We start from the raw sequence: 15,067 nt of genomic DNA, 5'->3' as shown, positions 1-15,067 counted from the left end.
GGCTCGCGTCCTGCAGGCTGGCCTGAAAGCGCGCGCGGCTCAATCGCGATTGCGCTGAGCCGTGTCGTATCGATTGGCGAAGCCGCGCGCGATGAAGGCGCAGGCCATCAGCTGCATCTGGTGGAAGATCATCACGGGCAGCACGATGACGCCCGCCTGCGCACCGGGGAACAGCACGCGCGCCATCGGGACGCCCTGCACCAGACTCTTCTTGGTGCCGCAGAACAGCAAAGCGATGCGATCCTCGCGGCTGAACCCGCACAGCCCGCCCAGGCTCCAGCTGAAGGCGAGGCCGATCGCCAGCAGCACGGCATTCACCGCGAACAGGATGGCGAGCGCGCCGGGCTCGATCTGGTGCCAGATGCCGCCCAGCACTGCGGCCGAGAAAGCGCTGTAGACCGCGATCACGATCGTCGAGCGATCGGTGAGGTTCACCAGTTGCTTGTTGCGGCCGATCCAGCCCTTGAGCCACGGGCGCATCAAATGGCCGATCACGAACGGCACGAGGATCTGCACGGCCACCTCGCCAATGCCTTCGAGCCCGCCGGATCCGCCATGCGTGCCCGCCAGCAGCCCCATCAGGATCGGCGTGAGGACGACGCCCAGCATCTGCGATCCGGAGGCCGAGGCGACGGCGGCGCCGACATTGCCGTGCGCCATGCCGACGAAGGCGATGGCGGACTGCACGGTGGAGGGCAGGCACGCGAGGAACAGCAGGCCGGTGGCGAGCGTGGCGGGGATAAGGCCCGACAGCGCGTGCATCGCGATCAAACCGACGATCGGGAACATCACGAAGGTGGTGCCGAGGATGGCGAGATGCAGCCGCCAGTTGGTGAGCCCGGCCACCACCTGCTCGCGCGCCAGCTTCGCGCCGTGGAAGAAGAACAGCAGCACCACGGTGATCGTCGACAGCCAGTTGACCGCGACCGCGAAGGTGCCGCGCGCCGGCAGAAAGCTGGCGAGGAGGACGGTGCTGATCAGGACGATCAGGAACGGATCGGGAATGATCTTGCGAAGCATCGGAAGGGGTTTGGCAGGGCCGGGGCGGCTTGGGAAGCAATCATATAACGAGAATATAGGGCCCATTTGACCTGAAACGGACCGTTTCTCTCATGGGAACGGCGCACCAAAACGGGACGACACGTCAACTGAAACCATTTCGAACACGAAACAGAATCAGGTTGGTGTTCCGAGTGTTAACGTCGCCCTCCGAAATATTTGCTTGGGGGGATTTGCCGTGGGGAAGCCAATCGCAATCATCGTTCTTCTGTCAGCCGCCCTTTCCGGATGTGAATCGCTCAAGGATGGCGAAAACAAGATATCCTTCGGTCCGAAACCGTCATCGATCAACGATGTGGAGTCTTTCAAGCGCGATAAAGCCACTGCCGCAGTGACCGATGAGACCATTCGAAAGGCGGTTCGCAACGAGCTGAGCATCGGAAATCCGGCATCGGTGGATCCGATTACGCCCGCGGATTATACCGATGCTGGCTACAGCTATGTATTCCGCCAGTGTAACACCTATTTCGATACGCTGATCCGTCTTCAGCACAAAACGGGTTTCGGAAGCGACATGGTCGGTGCTGGTGGGGCGACCGCCGGGGCCGTTCTCGGATTGGCCAAGGCATCGTCCATGGCCATCGGAATCGTCGCGGCTGGCTTCGGATTTCTCGGAACAGCCGTGACCTCGTTCGACAGGCGGGCCCTGATCACGCCCTACCCGGACGAGACCAAGACGCTGATCATCGGTGCGCTCAATCGGTATCGCGCGGCTTTTCCTCCTTCCAGCATTCGGACGCCGGGGGAGGCGCACGCAAACGTCCAAAGATATGCCGAACTCTGCACATATTCGGGCATCACACGGGCGGCGAAAGAAGCGCTGTCGAATGCGAAAGGCACAGTCACCGATCCCGCGCGGCCCGAGGCGACTACGCTGGGAGCCGCCATCTCTGGCCTGCTCGGAGCCGTGCCTGCGCTCGACGATGCCCAACTCGTGGCGCTGTACTGGATTGTCACCAAGGGCACCGCGCCTTGCGCTGCGGGAGGACCCTGCGGCCAGGCGCTGGCGCTTCTTCCCACGGCGATACAGGAGATGTTCTACGACGACGCGAAACAGTTCGATCCGGGCCCGATCAAAGACAAGGTCGGAAGTGAACTCGCGCGCCTTTATGCCGGCAGCGCCGATTTCAAAGCCCATGCGGATGCCTTTCCGAATGAGCCTGCAGCCGCAGCCGCCGTCGTGCCGCCGAAGCCAGCCGCTGCGGTCAAGAAAGGAGGAGTTGCCGCCGTTCCGAAAACGGCGGGCAAGGAACTGGATCTCGTCGATCGATATAATTTCACGGGCGGCGAGAAAGCCTCGTTGGTGGCGCCCCAGACCGAAAAGTTCGGCGAGTTCAGCTTTCCGGGGCCAGTGCCCGGCAAAACCGTGCCGACGGCTCCGACCTCCGCCGCACCGGAGTCACCGCCGAAATGATTTCCGGCCGCCGAGCAGAGGTGAAGTGAGGAGAATAAGACAATATTACAAAATGATGGATCTATATGATGCGGTCGTCTTGGCCTGTTGTTCCCCCGTTGCGGGGAACCTTCGCTCGCTGCTCGCCGTTCTGCCGTCCAGTTTGTTGAGTAGTATGGAGTACAAGTCATGAACCGCATCAACCGTATCCTGCGTGACGGGACGGTCGCCGGCCTGGTTGCGCTGGCGGCGGCACCTGGCGCGTTCATCGTGCTCGCCACCGCCGCGCATGCGGAAGGCAAGGGCGATCGTGCCGATCAGGCGATCGCAGCCGCGCAGGGCAAGCTGGACATCGCCGCCAAGCTGCCCGCCGCGCAGGCCGGCGACGCGCAGGCGACCGCCACGGCGACGCTGGCGCAGGCGCGCGAGGCGCGTTCGGCCGGACACAAGGAGGAGGCGATCAGCCTCGCGATCCGCGCCTCGGAGCTTTCCGATCGCGCCGTCGCCCACGCCCAGCAGGCGCAGCACGCGATGGCGATGAACGCGAACGCGGATGTCGCCACCGCGCAGGCCAGCGCGGCCGACGCCAATGCCCGCGCCGATGCGGCCCAGCAGGCGGCGGCCGCCGCCTCCGCCGATGCCGCGGCCGCGCGCGCGGCTCCGCCGGTGATCGTCGCGCAGGCCCCGCAGCCCACGACGACCGAGGTGACCACGACCACCAGCAAGGCGGTCCCCTCGTCGACCCGCACGGCCAAGCGCGTCGTGGTCCACAAGACCACCGCGCGTCCGGCGACGCGCGTGGCCGAGACGACGACCACCAAGGTCACGACCCAGAACTAAATCACCGCGATACGAACTGATCCCAGTTCGTCCGCAGGCGGGGCGTCATCCGGCAACGGGTGGCGCCCCGCTTCGCATCGGCAGCGATCCGTGCTCCTGCCAACGCAGGAGCCCAGAGCTTCAAGCGCGGCGCCTGCAACCCTGGGATCCCGCGTTCGCAGGAGTACGGCGCGTCTCTACCCGCGCACGACGCTTCCCCTTCTCTCGTGGACGCTTTAAGCGGCGGCCCGATCATGGCTTCCCAGAACATTCCCCCTCGGCGCACGTTCGCGATCATCTCCCACCCGGACGCGGGCAAGACCACGCTGACCGAAAAGCTGCTGCTGTTCGGCGGCGCGATCCACGCGGCGGGCGAAGTGCGCGCGCGCGGTCAGGCGCGGCGTGCCCGCTCGGACTGGATGAAGATCGAGCAGCAGCGCGGCATCTCGGTCACCTCCAGCGTGATGACGTTCGAACGTGACGGCATCACCTTCAACCTGCTCGATACGCCGGGCCACGAGGATTTCTCGGAGGATACGTATCGCACGCTGACGGCGGTGGATTCCGCCGTGATGGTGATCGACGCGGCGCGCGGCATCGAGGCGCAGACGCGCAAATTGTTCGAGGTGTGCCGCCTCCGGAACGTGCCGATCATCACCTTCGTCAACAAGGTGGATCGCGAGGGCCGCGACGGCTTCGCCCTGCTCGACGAGATCGCCGACGCGCTGGCGCTGGACGTGTGCCCGATGATGTGGCCGGCCGGCATGGGCGGCGAATTCGAGGGCATTTACGATCTCGCCCGCGACAAGATCTATCTGCCCGCCGAGGATGCGACGGGCGCTTATGAGGGGCGGCAGGAGCAGCTTTCCGGGCTGGACGATGCCAAGCTGGAAAATGTGCTGTCGGAGCAGGCGCTGACGCGGCTGCGCGACGAGGCGGAGCTGGCCAGAGGTGGCTATGCGGCGTTCGACCAGACCGCCTATCGCGCGGGCGACCTGACGCCCGTCTATTTCGGATCGGCGCTCAAGGATTTCGGGGTCGAGCAGCTGATCGACGCGCTGGCCGAGCATGCCCCGCCGCCGCGCGCGCAGCCGGCCGAGCCGCGCGAAGTGAAGCCCGAGGAAACGGCCGTGTCCGGCTTCATCTTCAAGGTGCAGGCGAACATGAACCCGCAGCACCGCGACCGCATCGCCTTCATGCGGCTGTGCGCGGGGCGTTTCCGGCGCGGCATGAAGCTCGCCCAGATCGGCACGGGCAAGACGATCGCGGTCCATTCGCCTCTGCTGTTCATGGCGCGCGACCGCGAACTGGCGGACGAGGCCTTCCCCGGCGACATCATCGGCATCCCGAACCACGGCACGCTGCGCGTGGGCGATACGCTGACCGAGGGCGAGGAGCTGCGCTTCACTGGCCTGCCGAACTTCGCGCCGGAAATCCTGCGCCGCGTGCGTCTGGCCGATCCCACCAAGACCAAGCAACTCCGCAACGCGCTGAACGACATGGCGGAGGAGGGGATCATGCAGGTCTTCCACCCCTCGATCGGGTCGCAGTGGATCGTGGGCGTGGTGGGGCAGCTCCAGCTGGAGGTGCTGATCTCGCGTCTGCAGGCCGAATATAAGGTGGATGCGGGCTTCGAGCCCTCGCCCTGGGATACGGCGCGCTGGGTGACGGGCGACCAAAAGCTGATCGACGCCTTCATCGGCGATCACCGCTCCGCCATGGCCGAGGATCGCGATGGCGCGCCGGTGTTCATGGCGAAGGATTCGTGGGAATTGAGCTACGTCCAGCAGCGCAATCCCGACATCCGCTTCGCCGCGACGAAGGACCGGCGGTAAGCGGGAAGGGGACTCAACCCTTCCGTTTGGTTCGAGCTTGTCGAGAACTCCCGAGGACCGAGCGAAGCCGAGAGCCCGTACTCCGCATCCCGGCTTCTCGACTTCGCTCGAAGCCTAGCCGGGTTCTCGACAAGCTCGAACCAAACGGAAGAAGTGGGCCGCCCGATCAGGGCTTCACCAGCCCCTTGAACGGCGCATCGTCGCCATCGCCGGCCTTCGCCGGCAGGCCCAGCAGGTCGCGCAGCAGCGGCGCCACATCCACATTGTCGAACGGAGCCAGCGTCTCCGCCTTGGGGAAGGCGGGGCCGTTGGCGATGAACAAAGCCGCCATTTCGGGCGCCTGATTGTCGTAGCCGTGCGTGCCCTTCTCCTCGAAGGGCTTGTCCGCGACCATCCAGCCCAGTTCGGTCATGCAGAAATAGGGCGGAATGCGCGGGTTCGTGCCGTAGCGCAGGCGCGCGGGGATTTCGCCCTTCCGCCAGCATTGCACATGATCGTGCGGCTTGAGCAGCATGGCCTCCAGCTTCTTCTCGTGGCCGGCGATCGGATAGAAGCTGGCGAAGGGGCCATCCTCGAATTTGCGCGCGTCGGCCGGGGTGGCGAGGCTCGCCAGCGGTACGGTGCGCGCATTGTCGATCCCGGCCATGCCGTGATCGGCGACGATCACGAAATTCACCGGCTGGCCGATCGCCTTCAGCCCCGCGACGAGGCGACCGATCTCGGCATCCAGCTCGCCCAGCGCCGTGTTCACCTCGGCCGAGTCCGGGCCATATTTGTGGCCGGCAGTGTCGATCGTATCGAAATAGGCGGTCACGAATGTGGGCCGCACGTCCGCAGGGCGGCGCATCCAGTCCAGCAGGGTTTCGACGCGCTGGTGCGAAGGGATGGCGATGTTGAATTGCTGCCAGTCGTCGGGGCGAGTGCCGCCGTCGATATAGTCGAACACGTCCTTCTTCTTCACGCCGCCATTCGCGACATTGCTGCCGGGCCAGAACATCGTCGCACTGCGGACGCCCGCTTTTTCGGCCTCCACCCAGATCGGCGCGGCGCCGTTCCACCAGAAGGGATCGTCGGTCGCCATCGTGAACTTCTCGCCCGGCCGCGCGGCATCCTCCATGCTGTTGGAGACGATGCCGTGATGATCGGGGACGAGGCCGGTTACGAGCGTCCAGTGATTGGGGAAGGTCTTGGAGGGATAAGAGGGACGCATCGCCGCATGGAGCCCGCCCGCCGCCAGCGCGGACAAAGCGGGGGTGACGCCGCGATCCAGATAATCCGCCCGGAAGCCGTCGATCGAGATCAGGATCGTCACTGGCGCGCGCTGCTCGACCGGGGTCGCGCTGGCGACGGCAACGGGCGGGGTCGGGGTGGTGGCGCAGGCGGTGAGGCTACCCAGCAGGGCGAGGGCGGCGAATCGCGAAAAATAGGGCATAGATGCGCGATGCCCGGCTTTCATGACGCTTGCTAGTTGCAGCTTCTCAAGCTGGACGGCGGGGGATGAAGATGGTGGCGACGTGGCTCAGCACGGGCTTGTCGTCCTGATTGAAGATCGTGGTGCGCGATCGCACGATGCCGACGCCGGGGCGCGAAGCGGACGTGCGCGTCTCCAGCACCTCGGCCTCTGCGTGGAGCGTATCGCCGGGATAGACGGGGGCGAGGAAGCGCAGATCCTCCACGCCCGCCGCGCCCAGCGTCCTGAGGCCCACCGATTCCATATGATCGACCGTCATCCGCATCCCGATCGAGGCGGTGTGCCAGCCGCTCGCCGCCAGCCGCCCGAACAGCGGGCTTTTGGCAGCGGCCTCGTCATCGATATGGAAGGGCTGGGGATCGAAGCGCGTGGCGAAATCCAGCACCTCCTCGCGCGTGACGGGATAGTCGCCGAAGCGATCGATCTGGCCTGCCGCGATATCCTCGAACCACATGGCCTTTAATCCTCTCCTGCCCACGTCCGTTTGGTTCGAGCTTGTCGAGAACTCTACCTTCTCGACTGCGATCTCGACAGGCTCGATCTCCGCTCGAAGCAAACGGGGTGGGGTATGGGCGGTGTAAGGGCTTTACACGTTGAAGCGGAACAGCAGCACGTCGCCGTCGTGGACGACATAGTCCTTGCCTTCCGAGCGCAGCTTGCCCGCCTCGCGCGCGCCGGTCTCGCCCTTGAAGGCGACGAAATCGGCGAAGGCGATCGTCTCGGCGCGGATGAAGCCGCGCTCGAAATCGGAGTGGATCGCGCCCGCCGCCTGCGGGGCCTTGGCGCCCATCGGGATCGTCCAGGCGCGCGCTTCCTTGGGGCCTGCCGTGAAGAAGGTCTGCAGGTGGAGCAGATCATAGCCGGCGCGGATCACGCGGGCGAGGCCGGTTTCCTTCAGGCCGAGATCGGACAGGAATTCAGCGCGGTCGGCGGGGTCGAGCGTGACGATCTCGGCCTCGATCGCGGCGGAGACGATCACGGCACCGGCGCCCTCGGCCGCCGCCTTGGCGAAGACCTTGGCGGACAGATCGTTGCCGTCGACGGCCGAGCCCTCGTCCACGTTGCACACGTAGAGGACGGGCTTGCCGGTCAGCAGCTGCGCCTGGGCGAAGACGCGCTTCTCGTCCTCGTCCTTGGGCTGGGTGAGGCGGGCGGGCTTGCCCTCGCGCAGCAGATCCAGCGCCTGGCCGAGCACGGAGGCCGCGACCTTCGATTCCTTGTCGCCCTGCGCGGCCTTCTTCTGGGCGGCGGGCACGCGCTTCTCGAGGCTTTCCAGATCGGAGAGCATCAGCTCGGTCTCGACCGTCTCGGCGTCCGCGATCGGATCGACCTTGCCTTCGACGTGCGTGACCTCACCCTCGAAGCAGCGCAGCACATGGATGATCGCATCGCATTCGCGGATGTTGCCGAGGAACTGGTTGCCCAGGCCCTCGCCCTTGCTGGCGCCGCGGACGAGGCCGGCAATGTCGACGAAGCCCAGCTGCGTCTCGATGATCTTGGCGGAGCCCGCGATCTTCGCGATCTCGTCGAGGCGCGGATCGGGCACGGCGACCTGGCCCACATTGGGCTCGATCGTGCAGAACGGATAATTGGCGGCCTGCGCGGCGGCCGTCTCGGTCAGGGCATTGAAGAGCGTCGACTTGCCGACATTGGGCAGGCCGACGATGCCGCAGCGGAATCCCATCGGGAAAGCCTTCGTCTGAGAGGATAAGAGAGGCGGCGCTCCTAGCCGGTGGGGGCGGGGGAGCGCAACCGGATCGCGCTCTCGCTTGCAGTGCGTATTATGTTTATAATACACGCAGGCGCTGCGGAGGCGGATATGTGGGTGTTTGCGATCCTTGGGGTCTGGGCGGCATGGGGCGTGATCTGGGTCGCGCTCGGCCTGTGGGCGAACCGGACGAAAGTGGCGGCGCCAGCAGGACGGCAGGCACCCTATCGGCTGATCAACATCGTCGCCTTCGCCTGCATGTTCGTGGACGGCGTCTATCGGCCCACGCCGCATGGGATGCGCTGGACTCCGTTCCTGCCGCCGCTCTGGCAGGTGCCGCCGTCGCTGGGCTGGCTGCTGGCGGTGCTGGCGCTGGGGGGACTCGCTCTCGCCGTCTCGGCACGGATCACGCTCGGGCGGCTGTGGTCGGCGGCCGTCACGCGCAAGGAGGGGCATCGCATCATCGACAGCGGGCCCTATGCGCTGGTGCGCCATCCCATCTACACGGCCCTGCTGATGGGGTCTGCGGCGATCGCGATCGCCAAGGGTACGCCGATCGCGCTGGCGGGCTTCGCGCTGATGATCCTGGGCTATACGCTCAAGGCGCGGCTGGAGGAGCGTTTCCTCGCCGAGGAGCTGGGGCAGGGCGCCTATGCCGCCTATCGCCGCCGCGTGCCGATGATCGTGCCCTTCGCCCCGCCCGCAAGAAACTGAGCGTTTTTGCGAAATGCGGGGGAGCGGGCCGGTGCCGCCATGCGCCGATCGGCGCATCGTCGAGCACCTTCTCAGCGCAAAGCCATTGTAAAGACGCATGGAGCGTCTAGGCTGCTGGTTGTGCGGGCCGGACTTGTTCTCTCGATTGTTGCATCGGTCCCGTTGGTGGCGATGTCGGGCGGTGCCGCTGCTGCCAAGCGCGCGCCGGCCCCGGATGCGTGGCGCACGATCATCACGCTTCCGGATCGCAGCCGTCTCCGCAACTGGCGGGATGCTTGGATATTGGGGCTGGACCAGGCGCGGGCCGAAGGCGATGCGGCGGAGGTCGCGCGGGAAGGTTCGCTGCTCGATCCCGATGCGGGGCTGGAGAACGCGGCCATTCCCGATGGCGATTATGCATGCCGCATGATCAAGCTGGGGCGGAAGGGCGCGACCGGCCAAGCCTATATGGCCTATCCCGCCGGCACTTGCCGGATCGCGGCAGACCGGCTGCGCAAGCTGGACGGACCGCAGCGACCCGACGGCCATTTCTGGCCCTTCGATGCGACCCGGATGGTCTTCCTCGGATCGATGGCGCTGGCCGACGAGCCCCGTGCGCTGGATTATGGCCGCGACGCCGATCGCAACATGGTCGGCCTGATCGAGCGGATCGGCCCCCAGAAATGGCGCCTGATCCTGCCGCAGCCCCGCTGGGAATCGCAGGCGGACATCGTCGAACTTGTGCCCAAGGCGGGTGGGAGCGTGATGCCGCCTGCGGGCGGGATGTAGGCGGTAGCGTCCGCGCTTCGGCGGCGGCTTTCGCCCCAGTTGCGGACGCCCGTCTCCCCTCCCTGGAAGGGAGGGGCTGGGGGTGGGTGGAAGCTCGCGATGACGCTGATAGAATGAGCCGGTGCAGCGCATACCGCCCGAAACGAAAGATCGCGCGCGACGCTTGCGGCGCGAGGGGACGTTCGAGGAGCGGCTGTTATGGTCGGTCCTGCGAGAGAACAGACCCCGCTTCACCCGCCAATTGGCGATCGATCGATACATCGTCGATTTTGCCTGTCGAACCGCAAGAATCGTGATCGAACTGGATGGCGGGCAGCACGCCGACCGTGTTGAAGAGGATGCTGCCCGCACAGCTCACTTGCAACGTCACGGATGGACGGTTTTGCGCTTCTGGAACAACGATGTACGAAACCATCTGGAGGGCGTGGTCGATGCGATCCTTCTGGCCGTCTCGCGAGCTTCCACCCACCCCCAACCCCTCCCTTCCAGGGAGGGGAGTTGAGCCACTTATCTCACGCCGCCGTCTGGGTCGCCGCGTGGGCGGCGGCTTCCATCTTCACCATCCGCTGGTTGGCGAGACGCAGCTTGTCGCGCAGGTCTCCCGCGAAGGAGGCTTCGAGGATCGCGCGGTAATCGGGGTAGAGCGACAGGAAGGAATGGAGCGAGTCCGCCGTCGCGCACCAGAAGCGCGACGGCTTCTTGAGCGTCACGCTCGCCGTCGCGGGGCCGCCGCTCAGCACGGTGATTTCGCCGAAGAAATGACCCGGTCCGCTGGTCGCCAGTTCGCGGCCCGCCGACGACACCGCAACCTCTCCCTCGCTGAGGTAGAACAGGTGCGTGGCGGGCGCGCCTTCGTGCAGCAGGAATTCGCCCGCCTTGCCGGACACCCACAGCCCCTGATCCAGCAGGTGGCGGATGGTGGGGCGGGGGATGGAGGGGAAGCAATGCTCCGCCATCGCCACTTCCTCGGCGGACAGGCGGATCTTGCTGGCCCAACTGATCGAGAACAGGGTCTGGATCAGGCTGATCGTCATCAGCGCGCCGCAGACCAAAGCCGGCAGGAAACCGCGCCCGTGCAGGATCACGTAGACCAACCCGGCGGCGGCACAGGCGGCGAGCGCGACCCGCAGCCAGAGCGTGTTGCGGGGGATCGACGCGAGCGCCAGCAGCAGCGCGGATCCGGCCAGAAGATTTGCCATCGTGAACGTCATGCACGCCACCCTTCGCCTTGCACCGCACAATAGCGCGACCTGCGCTTTCTAGCGAGTCGAAGCTTCGGGATTACGGCGCGTTCGCGCAGCACGCGCGCGACGAACACAGCCCGCCGGGCGACCAATCAGCCAAAAGTGGCCAAAGTCGGTCCAAAATCCCCGGGGCGGCTCTGAAGCGCGTCCGATCAAATGGCTGGACGCACGCCGCGCGGCGCTTTATGCGCCCGCCTCAGGATGATGGCTGCCCGCGCCCTTCTTTCGCTTCGACTTACGCGCCCTTAGGCGCGTCGATCGTTCGCGGCCATGCCGGCTGCCTCGACCGCCTAAGGGGATCATCGCCAGGCCGGACGACATCGTCCGCGCCATCATGACCTTTGTGACGTCGAGACCGATATGCCTTTCCTGAGCGACCCTTCGACCAAATACCGCCCCTTTCCGCAGATCGACCTGCCGAACCGCCAGTGGCCGTCGCGCACGATCACGCAGGCCCCGCGCTGGCTTTCCACCGACATGCGCGACGGCAATCAGGCGCTGATCGATCCGATGAACGAGGAGAAGAAGACCCGCTTCTTCGAACTGCTCTGCAAGGTCGGCCTGAAGGAGATCGAGGTCGGCTTTCCCGCCGCCGGCGCCACCGAATTCGATTTCATCTCCGGCCTGATCCGCAAGGACGCGATTCCGGACGACGTGACGATCCAGGTGCTCACCCAGTCGCGCCGCGATCTGATCGAGCGCAGCTTCGAGAGTCTGCAGGGCGCGCGCACCGCGATCGTGCATCTCTACAATGCCGTATCGCCCGCATGGCGGCAGATCGTGTTCGACATGTCGCGCGACCAGATCCGCGACATCGCGATCGAGGGCGCGAAGATCCTGCGCGACGAGGCGGCCAAGCAGCCGAACACCGACTGGCATTTCGAATATAGCCCGGAGACCTTCTCCACCGCCGAGCTGGATTTCAGCGTGGAGGTGTGCGCGGCCGTGATGGACGTGCTGCGCCCGACGCCCGAGCGTCCGCTAATCCTCAATCTGCCGGCGACGGTTGAGGCGGCGACGCCCAACATCTACGCCGACCAGATCGAATGGTTCTGCCGCAACGTGCCGAACCGCGACAGCGTGGTGATCTCGCTCCACACGCACAATGATCGCGGCACGGGCGTCGCGGCGGCGGAGCTGGGCCTGATGGCGGGCGCGGACCGTGTCGAAGGCTGCCTGCTGGGCAATGGCGAGCGCACCGGGAATTGCGATCTCGTGACGGTCGCGCTCAACATGTACACGCAAGGGGTGAACCCCGGCCTCGATCTGTCGGACATCGACGAGATCGTGAACACCGTGAACTATTGCACGAATATCCCGGTGCATCCGCGCACGCCCTATGCGGGCGATCTGGTGTTCACGGCCTTTTCCGGCAGCCATCAGGACGCGATCAAGAAGGGCTTCGCCGCGCAGGAGAAGCGCAATGACGGCTTGTGGAATGTCCCCTATCTGCCGATCGACCCGGCGGATCTGGGCCGCAGCTACGAGGCGGTGATCCGCGTCAACTCTCAGTCCGGCAAGGGCGGCATCGCCTGGGTGATCGAGCAGGACAAGGGGCTGAAACTGCCCAAGCGCCTGCAGGCCGATTTCAGCCGCGTGGCACAGGCACTGGCCGACGAGACGAGCCGCGAGCTGAATGCCGCCGACATCTGGGGCGCGTTCGAGTCGCATTATCGTCTGGTCGGGCCTCAGCCCTATGAGCTGGTTTCCTATGAGGAGCAGCATGCGGGCAAGGATCGCATCTTCGTCGGCCGCGTGCGGCATGGCGACGAGGAGAAATCGATCAGCGGGCGCGGCAACGGGCTTCTTTCGAGCGTGCTGGCGGCGCTGAAGGACGGCTTCGCCCTCGATCTCGATATCGTCGATTATTCGGAGCATGCGATCGGAGTCGGCGGCCATGTGCAGGCGGCCGCCTATGTCGAGGTGCGGACGCCGGATGGAAAAACGATCTTCGGCGTGGGAATCGATGCGGACGTCGCGACGGCGTCGGTGCGGGCTTTGCTGGGTGCGGCGGCGTCGGCGCGCGCCTGAGAACTGCGCATTGCCGCGAAAATAGGTCTGAATAACGCAACAATCGCTGCATCGGTTCGTTCCGGTGCAGCGATTTTGGGTGCGTTCAGGTAGTCGGCAGGGTAACCATTTCTTACAACAAGTAGGGAAAGGATGACCTAGAAGACCTCGGCGCGTGGTGACGAGGCCCTTCAGAGGCAGGCATGCGGACTGTCGAATATATTGCGCGGGGGGAGACGATCATGGTTAAGACCCGCGTAGACGCTGCCCGGCGCCCGATCCCGATTCGCCTCCGTAACGAGCCCGCCGAGTGACTTCGATCGCCAACTTCCCGGCCGCCTCCACGCGCGCGCCCGTTCCCGCAAGGCGCCGCCGGGTGTCGCCGCGGCTCACGGTGCTGTGGCTGTGGGTGCTCGTCGTCGTCCTGTATTTCGCCTGGGAAGCCGCCACCTATCGTGGCCTGTTCGCGATCCTCGCCGAATGGCAGTTCGATCGCCTCGGCCAGGATCTGCCGACCTTCAATTTCTGCCTGCTCACGATGGCGTTGGCGTGGCCCGCGCTGCTGATCCTGCGCCGCCGCCGCGTCACCGACGAGGAAGCCGCCGAATATGCGCGGGATCACGCCGTCCCCGATGACGAGCTGGATGACGATGCGTGGGAGCGCGAGGCGCAGCTCGCTCTGTTCTCGGCGCAGGATTACATGCACTTCCTGCTCGGCTTCGGCGCCGCGCTGGGCGTGGCCGCGCTCGTCGCCCTGCTGTGGACCTTCACGCTGCCCACCGGCCGCGAGCAACCGAAGACGTTCACGCCGTCGGTCGTCGGCGGTCCGGTGCCGCAGGAAGGAACGGCGCGGATGGAGGGCTCGGTTCGCTACGGGCGCATCGCCTCGTTCAATCGCGGCATACTGTTCTTCAACCGCACGGCCCTGTTCGCGCCGATCATTCCGCCCAAGGGCAGCGACGGCCGCGTTCAGTATTTCGTCGAGTTCCTACCGGTCGAGCGGCCGGATATCGCGGCCGGCGACACGATCAGCCACCGCACCGGCATCCTCGTTCACGCCGATCTGCCGGGCGCGCTGGTGCGGCTTTACCGCTATCTCGGCTATCACCCGGCCGAGCATTATTATGTGCTCTATGCCTCGGCGGCGACGATCCGCTGGCCCTATTACATCATCGCCGCCCAGTTTCTGCTCGGTGGACTGCTGTTTGCCGCGACGGGGCTCGGCCAGTGGCGCCATGTGCGCAAGCTGCGCGACGACCTCGATTATTACCATTCGTCCGAGTGGGAAGAATCGGCGGAAAACTCCTCTCTTTCGCGTTAACCTTATCGGGAAACGGAATATTGGAGTGCGGTGCAGCATAAGCATCGCATGATGTACCAAGTGCTTACCCTGCCGCTGGTCGCGGTGGCTTTCGCGACTGGTTACTATGCCAGCGAGCCGCCGTCGGTCTTCCCGCATACGCCGGATCTGGCGGAGCGCGCGCAGGCGCGCACCCATTCCGCCGTGGCCGTTCAGGCCACCGCGACGAATGACGCGAATGAGGCGCTGGTCATCGAGCCCGAGGCAGCGGGCAGCCATCATATTGCCCGCGCCAGCGACGGCCTCTTCTACGTCCATGCGAAGGTGAACGGGCAACCGGTGCGCTTCCTCGTCGATACCGGCGCCACCGTGGTGGTGCTGAGCGACGCGGATGCCCGCGCGGTGGGCGCCATGCCCGCCACGGGCGGCTTCAACGCCAGGATGGCGACCGCGGGCGGCAATCGCCCGATGGCGTGGACCAAGATCGGCCACATCCAGCTGGCGGGACATGACGTGCGCGGCGTGACCGCTGCCGTCGTGCGCGGCGGCCCCGGTGTTTCCCTGCTGGGCCAGAATTTGCTGTCGAAGCTGGGCGGCATCCATATCGACGGCGACCGCCTCGAATTCGATCACACCGCCTCGCTCGACTGAGCGGCATCCGATCCGGGGCATGGCGGTTCAGTCGCGCCGGCCTGTTTCCGCTCGTGACTGGGGCGGTCCTGCGAAAGCAGGGACAGGGGATAAGG

14 protein-coding genes are annotated in these 15,067 nt (G+C 65.7%); 9 read left to right on the top strand and 5 right to left on the bottom strand.

Features of this window, described 5'->3' with window-relative positions; all coding sequences use genetic code 11:
- Window positions 1–39 precede the first annotated feature (39 nt).
- On the bottom strand, window positions 40–1,020 hold the full coding sequence (locus HL653_RS19650) for a bile acid:sodium symporter family protein (protein ID WP_171746007.1): 981 nt from the start codon (window positions 1,018–1,020) through the stop codon (window positions 40–42).
- Between the two features lie 217 nt (window positions 1,021–1,237).
- Here HL653_RS19650 and HL653_RS19645 point away from each other — a divergent pair, with 217 nt between their 5' ends.
- The 3 genes from HL653_RS19645 (at window position 1,238) to HL653_RS19635 (ending at window position 5,106) form a co-directional block, all read left to right on the top strand.
- Window positions 1,238–2,473, top strand: coding sequence for a hypothetical protein (locus HL653_RS19645; RefSeq protein WP_171746006.1), 1,236 nt, complete (start codon window positions 1,238–1,240; stop codon window positions 2,471–2,473).
- Between the two features lie 168 nt (window positions 2,474–2,641).
- Window positions 2,642–3,292, top strand: a complete 651-nt coding sequence (locus HL653_RS19640; protein WP_253717120.1) for a hypothetical protein — start codon at window positions 2,642–2,644, stop codon at window positions 3,290–3,292.
- A gap of 233 nt (window positions 3,293–3,525) precedes the next feature.
- A complete protein-coding gene (locus tag HL653_RS19635; protein WP_171746005.1) occupies window positions 3,526–5,106 on the top strand; it encodes a peptide chain release factor 3 in 1,581 nt (526 codons plus the stop codon).
- 166 nt (window positions 5,107–5,272) lie between these two features.
- On the opposite strand, the gene HL653_RS19630 is transcribed toward HL653_RS19635, so the two are convergent.
- The 3 genes from HL653_RS19630 to ychF all read right to left on the bottom strand — a co-directional run bounded on the left by HL653_RS19630 (window position 5,273) and on the right by ychF (window position 8,261).
- The gene (locus HL653_RS19630) at window positions 5,273–6,538 is read right to left on the bottom strand and encodes an ectonucleotide pyrophosphatase/phosphodiesterase (RefSeq protein WP_171746004.1); all 1,266 of its coding nucleotides are present in this window, start codon (window positions 6,536–6,538) and stop codon (window positions 5,273–5,275) included.
- A 46-nt stretch (window positions 6,539–6,584) separates the two neighbouring features.
- Window positions 6,585–7,031 carry a MaoC family dehydratase gene (locus HL653_RS19625; protein WP_171746003.1) on the bottom strand — a complete coding sequence of 149 codons (447 nt, stop codon included), beginning with the start codon at window positions 7,029–7,031 and terminating at the stop codon, window positions 6,585–6,587.
- A gap of 132 nt (window positions 7,032–7,163) precedes the next feature.
- The gene (ychF, locus tag HL653_RS19620) at window positions 7,164–8,261 is read right to left on the bottom strand and encodes a redox-regulated ATPase YchF (protein WP_171746002.1); all 1,098 of its coding nucleotides are present in this window, start codon (window positions 8,259–8,261) and stop codon (window positions 7,164–7,166) included.
- A gap of 141 nt (window positions 8,262–8,402) precedes the next feature.
- Between ychF and HL653_RS19615 the strand changes: the two genes are divergently transcribed.
- The 3 genes from HL653_RS19615 to HL653_RS19605 all read left to right on the top strand — a co-directional run bounded on the left by HL653_RS19615 (window position 8,403) and on the right by HL653_RS19605 (window position 10,269).
- Window positions 8,403–8,999, top strand: coding sequence for an isoprenylcysteine carboxylmethyltransferase family protein (locus tag HL653_RS19615; protein WP_216599902.1), 597 nt, complete (start codon window positions 8,403–8,405; stop codon window positions 8,997–8,999).
- Between the two features lie 171 nt (window positions 9,000–9,170).
- On the top strand, window positions 9,171–9,767 hold the full coding sequence (locus HL653_RS19610; RefSeq protein WP_253718157.1) for a DUF4893 domain-containing protein: 597 nt from the start codon (window positions 9,171–9,173) through the stop codon (window positions 9,765–9,767).
- Window positions 9,768–9,888: 121 nt separating this feature from the next.
- Window positions 9,889–10,269: an endonuclease domain-containing protein gene (locus HL653_RS19605; RefSeq protein WP_171746000.1), complete on the top strand. Its 381-nt coding sequence runs from the start codon at window positions 9,889–9,891 to the stop codon at window positions 10,267–10,269.
- A gap of 10 nt (window positions 10,270–10,279) precedes the next feature.
- Here the strand turns inward: HL653_RS19605 and HL653_RS19600 are convergent, their stop codons facing one another.
- The gene (locus HL653_RS19600) at window positions 10,280–10,978 is read right to left on the bottom strand and encodes a cyclic nucleotide-binding domain-containing protein (RefSeq protein ID WP_171745999.1); all 699 of its coding nucleotides are present in this window, start codon (window positions 10,976–10,978) and stop codon (window positions 10,280–10,282) included.
- A gap of 393 nt (window positions 10,979–11,371) precedes the next feature.
- On the opposite strand from HL653_RS19600, the gene leuA reads away from it, so the two are divergent.
- The 3 genes from leuA (at window position 11,372) to HL653_RS19585 (ending at window position 14,972) form a co-directional block, all read left to right on the top strand.
- Entirely contained in the window at window positions 11,372–13,042 is a 1,671-nt protein-coding gene (leuA, locus tag HL653_RS19595; protein ID WP_171745998.1) for a 2-isopropylmalate synthase, read from the top strand.
- A gap of 289 nt (window positions 13,043–13,331) precedes the next feature.
- Entirely contained in the window at window positions 13,332–14,342 is a 1,011-nt protein-coding gene (locus tag HL653_RS19590) for a hypothetical protein (RefSeq protein ID WP_171745997.1), read from the top strand.
- Window positions 14,343–14,390: 48 nt separating this feature from the next.
- Complete coding sequence (locus HL653_RS19585) at window positions 14,391–14,972, top strand: TIGR02281 family clan AA aspartic protease (protein WP_171745996.1); 582 nt, start codon at window positions 14,391–14,393, stop codon at window positions 14,970–14,972.
- Window positions 14,973–15,067: the final 95 nt, after the last annotated feature.

The organism is Sphingomonas sp. AP4-R1 (genome assembly GCF_013113735.1).
Taxonomy (GTDB): domain Bacteria; phylum Pseudomonadota; class Alphaproteobacteria; order Sphingomonadales; family Sphingomonadaceae; genus Sphingomonas_I.
This window is presented reverse-complemented; position numbering and strand designations above follow the sequence as displayed.